12 protein-coding genes are annotated in these 8753 nt (G+C 54.2%); 6 read left to right on the top strand and 6 right to left on the bottom strand.

Going from position 1 to position 8753, the window contains the following annotated elements; translation table 11 throughout:
* Positions 1-213: 213 nt before the first annotated feature.
* From ACP7E4_RS30120 to ACP7E4_RS30110, 3 genes are all read right to left on the bottom strand, one after another.
* Positions 214-624 carry a YybH family protein gene (locus ACP7E4_RS30120; protein ID WP_426119869.1) on the bottom strand — a complete coding sequence of 137 codons (411 nt, stop codon included), beginning with the start codon at positions 622-624 and terminating at the stop codon, positions 214-216.
* A 214-nt stretch (positions 625-838) separates the two neighbouring features.
* Positions 839-1522, bottom strand: a complete 684-nt coding sequence (locus tag ACP7E4_RS30115; RefSeq protein ID WP_426119871.1) for a glutathione S-transferase family protein — start codon at positions 1520-1522, stop codon at positions 839-841.
* Between the two features lie 47 nt (positions 1523-1569).
* Positions 1570-2328 (bottom strand): SDR family NAD(P)-dependent oxidoreductase, encoded by a 759-nt coding sequence (locus ACP7E4_RS30110; RefSeq protein WP_426119872.1) that lies wholly within the window; start codon positions 2326-2328, stop codon positions 1570-1572.
* 157 nt (positions 2329-2485) lie between these two features.
* Between ACP7E4_RS30110 and ACP7E4_RS30105 the strand changes: the two genes are divergently transcribed.
* Positions 2486-3409, top strand: a complete 924-nt coding sequence (locus ACP7E4_RS30105; RefSeq protein ID WP_426119874.1) for an AraC family transcriptional regulator N-terminal domain-containing protein — start codon at positions 2486-2488, stop codon at positions 3407-3409.
* A gap of 342 nt (positions 3410-3751) precedes the next feature.
* Here ACP7E4_RS30105 and ACP7E4_RS30100 read toward each other — a convergent pair whose 3' ends face one another.
* Together ACP7E4_RS30100 and ACP7E4_RS30095 are read right to left on the bottom strand one after the other, a co-directional pair.
* On the bottom strand, positions 3752-3961 hold the full coding sequence (locus ACP7E4_RS30100; protein WP_426119876.1) for a hypothetical protein: 210 nt from the start codon (positions 3959-3961) through the stop codon (positions 3752-3754).
* Between the two features lie 160 nt (positions 3962-4121).
* A complete protein-coding gene (locus ACP7E4_RS30095) occupies positions 4122-4910 on the bottom strand; it encodes a ParA family protein (protein WP_426119877.1) in 789 nt (262 codons plus the stop codon).
* Between the two features lie 189 nt (positions 4911-5099).
* On the opposite strand from ACP7E4_RS30095, the gene ACP7E4_RS30090 reads away from it, so the two are divergent.
* The 5 genes from ACP7E4_RS30090 (at position 5100) to ACP7E4_RS30070 (ending at position 8320) form a co-directional block, all read left to right on the top strand.
* A complete protein-coding gene (locus ACP7E4_RS30090) occupies positions 5100-5366 on the top strand; it encodes a hypothetical protein (protein ID WP_426119879.1) in 267 nt (88 codons plus the stop codon).
* A gap of 117 nt (positions 5367-5483) precedes the next feature.
* Positions 5484-5984, top strand: a complete 501-nt coding sequence (locus ACP7E4_RS30085) for a hypothetical protein (protein WP_426119880.1) — start codon at positions 5484-5486, stop codon at positions 5982-5984.
* 51 nt (positions 5985-6035) lie between these two features.
* A complete protein-coding gene (locus tag ACP7E4_RS30080) occupies positions 6036-6809 on the top strand; it encodes a CHAD domain-containing protein (RefSeq protein ID WP_426119882.1) in 774 nt (257 codons plus the stop codon).
* Positions 6810-7059: 250 nt separating this feature from the next.
* The gene (locus ACP7E4_RS30075) at positions 7060-7215 is read left to right on the top strand and encodes a hypothetical protein (protein ID WP_426119884.1); all 156 of its coding nucleotides are present in this window, start codon (positions 7060-7062) and stop codon (positions 7213-7215) included.
* A gap of 154 nt (positions 7216-7369) precedes the next feature.
* Positions 7370-8320, top strand: coding sequence for a DNA/RNA non-specific endonuclease (locus tag ACP7E4_RS30070; RefSeq protein ID WP_426119886.1), 951 nt, complete (start codon positions 7370-7372; stop codon positions 8318-8320).
* Positions 8321-8414: 94 nt separating this feature from the next.
* Here ACP7E4_RS30070 and ACP7E4_RS30065 read toward each other — a convergent pair whose 3' ends face one another.
* Positions 8415-8651, bottom strand: coding sequence for an NUDIX domain-containing protein (locus tag ACP7E4_RS30065; protein ID WP_426119888.1), 237 nt, complete (start codon positions 8649-8651; stop codon positions 8415-8417).
* Between the last annotated feature and the right edge of the window lie 102 nt (positions 8652-8753).

Here is an 8753-nt window from a genome sequence, read left to right as displayed (position 1 = left end):
CACCCTGCACCTCACGGTGCAACATGCATGACTCGGGGTCTGGTTGATTCGCCATTTCTTACCAGTATCGAACTTTCATCGACTATCCTCCGCCAGCTTTAACTGGCGCACTAAGCGTCTGGTAGACCGCACTTTGCGGATAGCCCAACTGCCACCTTTTGCTTGCGGGTGATGGAGCCTAGCTACGGAATAGGCACCACCCGTTTTGACGTCCTACGATTCGACGACACTATCCAGTAGCGTCGTACCATAGGAATTGTCCACTACGCATAGCCACTTTTCGGAGATCTGTCGGAACACATAGGTGGCCCGGCGCGAAATTTCAGTTTTCACACCGACCTTATCCGTGGCATGTAGCAGGGTCTCCATGATAACGAGAGCTACATCACCTCCTTGTATAACCTGCATCTTCCCCTGTGTGACAACGATGCTGTTATTGAAGTGTTCCGCAATGGCGACAAAAGCTCGGCGGATGCTGTCTTTGCCTGCGACTGTCAATCCTGGTTTGACTACGAGACTTGCATCATCCGCATAAAACTTCATAAGTTCGTCGAAGTTTTCGGCCGTAATCGCTCGGTCAGCAGCTTCGATTGTCTCTTTGAGAGTTCGGGTAAGTGCGTCCATTTCTGTGTTCCTGGGTGAGCCTCAGAAGCAGGAATGGAAAAATCCCGCTTTCTGCGGCGGGGTTCGGCATATCGCGCGCAGTCCCACCACCTAGGTGAAGGTGGTAATAATTGAATTTACGCAACGGAAACGTTAACTGTTCATGGCATGAATCTGCCGCATGAAGCCACGAAAATCAACTGTGAGAATTTCTAACAAACTCACTGAAGGGGTTTTAACGAACTGAGCCTGAGAGTATTGCCTGCTGGTTAACCAGATGCTGCTGAAATCGGTCGACGTAATCATCTCCCACGGCGGAGATGACACTTGGCCTCTTCGCCAGTGAAGCCCGCCAAGCTGAGACGCGGGGAAGGTTTTCGAAGATCGGCAGGGAGACGACTGGGCTCAGCAAGTCGAAGTACCGAAAGACAGGGGCGAACATTGAATCGACCATGCCGAACGCCGAACCTGAAAAATAAGGCACTCGATCTAGCTTGCCTTCGAGCCTCTGCAATTTATCTCGAAAGTCAGCTTTTTTGGCCTCAGCGATCGCAGGATCTTTGGCGTTTAGGAACTGCCAGGCATCGGAGAGCGCCGCCACGCCAAACTCTACCCAGGCGCGCTGCTGCGCGCGGGAGAGTGCGTCACTGGAGTAAAGGTTGACACCCCCCTGCGTTTCGTTGAGATATTCACAGATGGCCATGCTCTCGAAGAGAATCGAGTCTGCCCTGCCCGGCAGCGCCACCTTGAGTAACGGCACCTTTCCCGTCGGCGAAAGTATTAAAAACCAATCTGGCTTGGCGGCGAGGTCGACGTCGATCCTTTCAAAGGTCACAGTCTTTTCCAGCAGCACGATGGCCGCTCGCTGAACGAATGGGCACAACGGATGACTGATGAGCGTAAGTTGAGCGCGCGGCATGATGGTCTCTTTATAGGGCAGCGATGGATGGGTTGATGCGGCTGTCGCTACAACAACTGTCCGCCCGAGATGTCAAAAGTCGTCCCGTTAGCCCAGGCCATGTCATCGGACAGGATGGCGGCAACCGCGCCGCCGATATCGTCCGGCAGACCGACGCGGCCCAGCGCGATGCCCTGTGCTACATAAGCGTTCACATCCTTATTGTCGCGCACCGCACCACCGCCAAAATCGGTTGCGATGGCACCAGGGGCAATCGCATTCACCCGGATTTGGCGCGAACCGAGTTCTATGGCCATGTAACGGGTCAGCACTTCGACTGCGGCCTTCACCGCCGCGTAAACGCTGTACCCCGGCAAAGTAAAGCGCACGAAGCCGGACGAAACGTTCAGGATACGACCGCCGTCTTCCACGAGCGGCAACAGCTTTTGAGTCAGGAAAATCGGGCCGCGAAGATGGGTGGCGACCAGTGAGCCAAATTGCTCCTCGGTCGCGTCAATGAAGTTCGCAAAGAGGCCATTGCCGGCATTGTTCACGAGGAAGTCGAAGCGATCGCGGCCGAAGTTAGTCTTCAGCGTATCAGTCAGTGCGTTTGAAAAAGCCTGATAGCTGCTGGTATCGGTGATGTCCAGCGGCAGCATCGCAGCCTTGCCGCCATGCGCCTCGATCTCCTGCTTCAGCGATTCGGATTCTGCCACGCCGCTGCGATAGGTGCCGATGATGTGGACGCCGCGCTTGGCGAGGTGAAGAGCCATATTGCGGCCGAGGCCGCGACTGGCGCCAGTGATAAGAGCGATCTGGTTGGTCATGGGCTGTCTCTGCTAGGTTAGGTGCGCCTTTCGGTGCTTTCTTGACCCGCTCAAGATAGGCAATGACCTGTTGGTAACCCACGCCTATTAAGCTCAATTCATTGCCTGATTGTATCAATCGTCTTGCGTGAAGGCTGGGCGTTGGCATAATCGACTCATGAACAACGATCTTGCGCCGCATCTTGATATAGCCCTGCGCCATGCGCCACCGGGCTTGACTACCACACGGATCCCGCGTGTAGACCTCTGCGTCGGACAAGGCTCTACAGACAAGGCGCCATGCCTGTATCGCTCGATGATCTGCTTTATCCTGCAGGGCTCGAAGCGCGTTGCGATTAACGACAATCTTCTGAGCTACGACAGTGAGCAATATCTCATCAGCGCCCTAGATCTGCCTTTGATTGGACAGATTCTTGATGCTGAAGGTGGGCAGCCTTACGTGGCGGTATCGCTCGTCCTCGATCCCGCCATACTGGCAGAATTGGCGGCAACCATGCCGCCGGTTCGCGAGAGCGAACAAAAAGGGATTGGCATCACGATAAACCCGATGACCGCTTCGCTCCGCGACACGTTGCTCCGCTTATTGTCATTGCTCGACACGCCGGCCGACATTCCGGTTCTGGGCCCCATGGTCGAACGGGAATTGCTTTATCGCCTCCTTCAGGGGCCTCAAGGGCGGCTGCTGCGTCAAATTGCCCAACCCGACGGCGCACTGGCCAGCATTCGGCGAGCCGTTGCATGGATCAGGGATCACTACAATGCCCGACTTCGTATCGAGGCGTTGTGCGATGCAAGCGGCATGAGCCGCGCAAGCCTGCATCGCCATTTTCTGTCAATGACAGGCCTTAGTCCTATCCAGTATCAGAAACAGCTTAGGTTGCAGGAAGCTCGCCAGCTTTTGCTTGCTGGCGAGCATCGCGCGTCTGACGTGGCGTTCGCTGTCGGCTATGAAAGCGCATCACAGTTTAGCCGCGAGTATCTACGGCAATTCGGCGCATCGCCTGCACGCGACGTGCGCGAGATACGGAGGGCGATCACTGGCGAGGTTGTTCAAAACGACTTCAAGGTTGGCATCCATTAGTGGAGCCACCTAGGACTCATTACCCGCCATTGCGCACTCCGTCACCAGTGATCAATGCCCGGTAATAGATGCCATCGCCTTCACGGCGGGTGAATGGGCCGAACGTGTAAAGCCAGTAATGCAGATCGAGGCGCGCATGCCCTAGCCTACTAGCAGGCCTTAGATAGCCAGCGGCGCGCGGATCCAAATGGTCGCCTGATAGCAGTGCAGATCAATGCCAACGACTACAAATTCCGGCTATCGAATCGAAAGTCTGCCGACGTTGAGATCACCCCCGGCAGTTCCTAGAAAGCCGCCAATATTCTTGGCCCCGGAGCACCTAAGATCGGCCCTAGCGAAACGTCACGGGGCGTCTATTACATAGTTCATACACACGGCAATTTGATAAATTGTGCCGGGAACGAAGGGTTTCACATCTTCAGAAATGTCTTCAGCACTGAGTTCTTCGGCCGCAAGATGACATAGCAAATTTATGTCGATTCCCATGCATGCCGCAGTGCTCAGAATGGCCAGCAATGCCTCTCTCAATTCCCTAACTTGATTATCAGACATAATCGCCCTCCTCCCTGGTTTCCATCAACAATAGCTACGCCACCGCTTCAGAAAGGACTGAATCGAAATAACTTTAAGGTCGAAAATAGCGGATGGGATTTACGGTGATGTAAACACAAACAGCGCTGGGTAGGCGGTGGGCTACGCAACCAAAGAGGGGCTACATCTGGCCCGCTTCTGTTCGCCCCTCAAGCAGATGGAGCAGATCGATAAACTGCGACGATAGCTTGTGGAGCGGGTCGAGGTGAATCAAAGGTCTGGACGTCTGATGTGATTCGCGCATCTTGACCGACGCATTGAGGTAAACCGGGAGCACTGGCAGTCCCTCGCTTATCAACTCGTTCGTCAGTGCGCGATGGAAATTCGCATTAATGGAGTACTGGTTGACGACGATGCCCTCCACAACTAGTGCCTCGTTATGATCAACACGAAGATCTTCGATCTGGGCCATGACGCTGTAGATCGCCTGGCGTGAAAAGCTGTCGCAGTCGAAGGGGACAAGTACCCGATCTGCCGCAATGAGCGCGCTGAACGAATAGAAATTGAGGGCTGGCGGCGTGTCGATGTAGATCCGGTCGTAGTCCTTTGACAGATCGACCAAGAGCTTGCGCAGCTTGTTGATTTTATATTTCGACTCAAGCTTTGGTTGAAGATCGGACAGCTCTGCACTAGCTGTCACGATGTGCAAGTTATCGTACGGCGTCTCCGAAATTTCGACCCGTGGTTTTTTGGCTGCCGGCCCTGATGACAATGTCTGTTTAAAAAAATCGGCTATGCCTGGAGGAACGTCATCTCCGACCAGACCAAGAAGGTAATGCGTCGAGTTGGCTTGAGCATCCAGGTCGACCACGAGGGTGCGGTAACCCTCGACAGCGCTGACGGCGGCAAGATTGCAGGTGATGCTGGATTTTCCAACGCCGCCCTTCTGGTTGAATACAGCGCGACGCATAAAAGACCCTCCTATCCAAAAAGGCATCAATCATAGCAGCGATAGATCATACGATATCTCAAGAATAGCTCACAGCCAAGCTTCACTTCATAGCGCCGCCCTCATTTCGAAACAAACACATGAATACGAATTCACGAAAAAATGCCAATCCTATGAGACACTTGAGCATCGTTTCCAGGAAGGTGAACTATGTCGTCGCTCGATTTGCTACGGACTCAAATGCAGGATGCTCAGCCCGTGCTCAAAGCGCTGGACATGGAACTGGAGCGAATTAAGTTCGATCCTACCGCACCAGCCAGCGTCGATGAGGCCATCGTACGAGTGAGTACCGTAATAGATGCTCATCTTGGAGAGTTCAGGGCCAACCCGATCCTTGGGCCGATGGCCGAACAGCTCAAGTCGCAATACGTTGACGGAATTCATGATCACGTGGCTCTCGCTGCCGCTGCCGAATAGTCAGCACAGCATTCTGTATGCCTAGCCGCAGCCAAGATCGCCATTGCCTTTCAACGCGCATGCAGTCGCATCGCCTCCAGTAGTGCTTGCGGATGATCACGGCAGCAGCAGCGCCTCATGCACTTCGATGCTTGGCACTTCTACCTTGGAGCGCTGTATTTCAAGCCAGCGTTGCATTTTTTGCGTATCGAAGATCTGACCTTGCTCCATAAGCGTCAGAATGAGCGCTTGCGACATTCGGTATCTCCCGCACTGCTGGCACTCCCTCTCCTCCCAACCATCAGTGGTTTCAATTTTCTCAGCGTGGCCTGCACATATCAGACAGCTCATAATGCTCCTCTTATTTTTGTGAGCGTCGCCGGTAAGACACTACAGCAAAACCGGACACTCTCTCACCACCGTTCGAGCCAAACCTTTACTGCCAATATCGCCAAATGGCACTGCCCGACGTCGCCGGTCACCTCTACCCTTTACACGCCGCAGCTTTCTCCTTTGCAGGAAAAATGTCGCATGGCGGTTCTAGCTTGTAAGATCAAGCGGATGCAACATCACCACGACAAGAACCGCGACGTGATGAGAAAGCTTCAGGTGGCGTCACTTTCTGGACTTTCACGTTAGACCTGAACGCATCTGCTACGCTGATCTCACTTTTACCGAGTGGGAATCCCGATGTCATTCGTCGATGAATATGTACGTCAGATCATTGGATTAGAGGTCACGCTTTACCACGCACGCGCTCGGATGGAGGCAAACAGCGACCCTGAGGCCCTCCATGATTTGCGGATAGCAGTTCGTCGAATCAGAAGCTTGCTACGCCCCCTAAGAACCAGGGATGAAGTTATTCCGTTAAATACCGCTGCCGCCAATGTTGGCCGTGTCACCACGGCAGCTCGGGATCTGGAGGTAATGATTGGTGAGCTGCAAAGCCACGGGTATCTGAGGGAAGCAGATAAACGCCAGGCAATTTTGAAAGACGGCTACTCATCGATTCTGAAAAGCACGGCTCTTGATACGCTTTTCACCGAGTTGGATAACTGGCCATCCGCCTTTCGCTGTGCAGAAGTCAATGGGGAGCTGATCAGCGTCAAGACTGAGATCTCCAAGGCATTGAACAAACGGATCAAGAGACTCGTCGCCGGACTTGCCGACCCGGGACATGATCGGCACGACATCCGCATCATGGTGAAGAACACTCGATACTTAACAGAGGCCTTTCCTCACGTCTCTCCACTTCGCAAAAAATCCAGGGTTGAGCTCAAAGCCGTTCAATCGGCCTTGGGATCATGGCACGACCATTTCCAGTGGTGCCTGAAGGCCAAAACTGAAACTGATTTGATGCCTTTGTCCGAAGAGTGGACAGCTGCATCAGAAGCCTCGCTGGCCCAGGCAGAAAGCAAGCTGGTCTCGCTCCGTCACCATCTGGAGCAAGACTTGGCGAAATAGTCCATAGGCCCGTTTCGGTTGCCAAGTAATGCCGAGCCTAGCCAACTTTGGTCATGCTGAGTCAGCGTGTGCTTACGTGCCGGCGAAGTCAGAAACTTCACTCCGCCGAACCGGTACGTCCGAACACGTTGGTCTGCCGGACTACCAACCGTCGCCTCTCACAATAAATCCTCGCAAACATCCCTTCAGCAGTTGCACTATCCGGATGATTTTCACCCAACAATCCCCAAACTTGTATGGAGGAGTTGCTATGACAATCAGAGTGGAAAAGGCCTTGGGTGGCCAGGACTGGCTCGTGAAGCTTGACGATTACCCGGTGAAATTCCGAAGCATGCTGGAAGCCGTAGAGTTTGCCGAGAAGTTGAAAGCCCGTATCGACGCTCCGCACGCCCTCCCTGGCGCCTGACCGGACAGCTGATGCAATTGACGGGAGGATGACGCATTCCCTCCTTAGTCACCTCGTCACATTATGTTCATCGTCGTCAGCGCACTATCACTGCTCCCTTGGAATATTTCGGCCCGCGCCTTAGCGGGCTTTTTCAATTCGCAGAGGTAGTGAGATGCCGACAAAACGCGTTCAGGTGGATCTTGCACATCGACCACGTCTTGCTGATCTTCAGCCCATCACTGCCACCTCATCCTTGCTTGCCACTACTCAACGATCAGTCCCGCAAGCCCGGGTCACGCCTGCAGCGCAATTCAAAGATCGACAGGGTTGCAGCAGCGATTTTCTTGGCGACTTCCTGGTGCCCTGGCCGACGCCAATGCCAGCGCTGACGGAGGATGTTTATGCCGTGGGTGACAAAGACAACCGCTTGGACTACACGCACTTCTCGATAACCATGTCTCGAAGTCGGCGCATCGCGCTTTACGTTGGGGTGAATATCGAGGGTGCTAGCAGCGTCGAGATAGCGCGGCACCAAGACACTTGGGCATATGACGGTCGCCTACCTGCCGATGCACAGATTGGCGAGGATCTCTATCGTGACAACTTGTTAGATCGGGGCCACCTGGTACGCCGTCAGGATCCAAATTGGGGAGTCGAGGCGCAGGCCGCTAATGACGACACTTTCCATTTCACCAACTGCTCGCCGCAGATGGCGGCATTTAACCAAAAGACGTGGCTGGAGCTTGAGGATTACATTCTTCAGAACACTCGCCGCTGGAAAGCCCGGGCAACAATATTCACTGGGCCGGTTTTCCGCGATGACGACCCGCTGTACAGAGGCGTACGAATACCCACAGCATTCTGGAAAGTCGTCGCGTTTCTCGGAGATGACGGTAAGCCATCCGCCAGCGCTTACATGATCGACCAGACTCGGGAGCTCGGAAATCTTGAGCTGGTCTTTGGCGCACTCAGGACGTATCGGCGAAGCGTCACCCAGATCGAACAGCTCACAGGCATTAAGTTTGGAGAACTCGCCAGCTATGATGGCTTTTCGAATGAGGAGCAGATCACTGGAACCCGAATCCAAGCGCTGATTCGCGGCCCCTATGATATCCGTCTGTAATTTTTCAGGCCTACGGCTCGCGTCGTCGTACCTGTTGCCTGAGCCGTTACTTTACCGAAGCTCAAGTCACCACTCACCTTAAGAAACGACGCTACTACCCTGCTTTGAGGACAAGATGGCTGCCGTCTGCATCAGACGCACAGCGCTTTAACAATGATCTAATCGGCGCGCGCACGTTCCGCTTGGTCGCCTCCTTGGCACTGAGCCAACGGCAAGCATCAATTTCATTGCTGGGACGCGGTTTTTGGTGGCCTGTCCTCAGCGCCTCAAAAAGGAAATGGATGACATTGTCCTCTTCGTATTGAGAGACATAATGCGCATTCCACGCCATCTGGCCACCCAGTCCACCAACATCCGGCCACCCGTTCCACGCTCATCCGGCCGGGCAGTCGGAGCGCAGCGACGCAGGTTTGCATTGTTAGTCTGAAGTCCC

Origin of the sequence: Pseudomonas sp. DSP3-2-3, from assembly GCF_049898225.1 — a bacterium.
GTDB lineage: Bacteria > Pseudomonadota > Gammaproteobacteria > Pseudomonadales > Pseudomonadaceae > Aquipseudomonas.
This window is presented reverse-complemented; position numbering and strand designations above follow the sequence as displayed.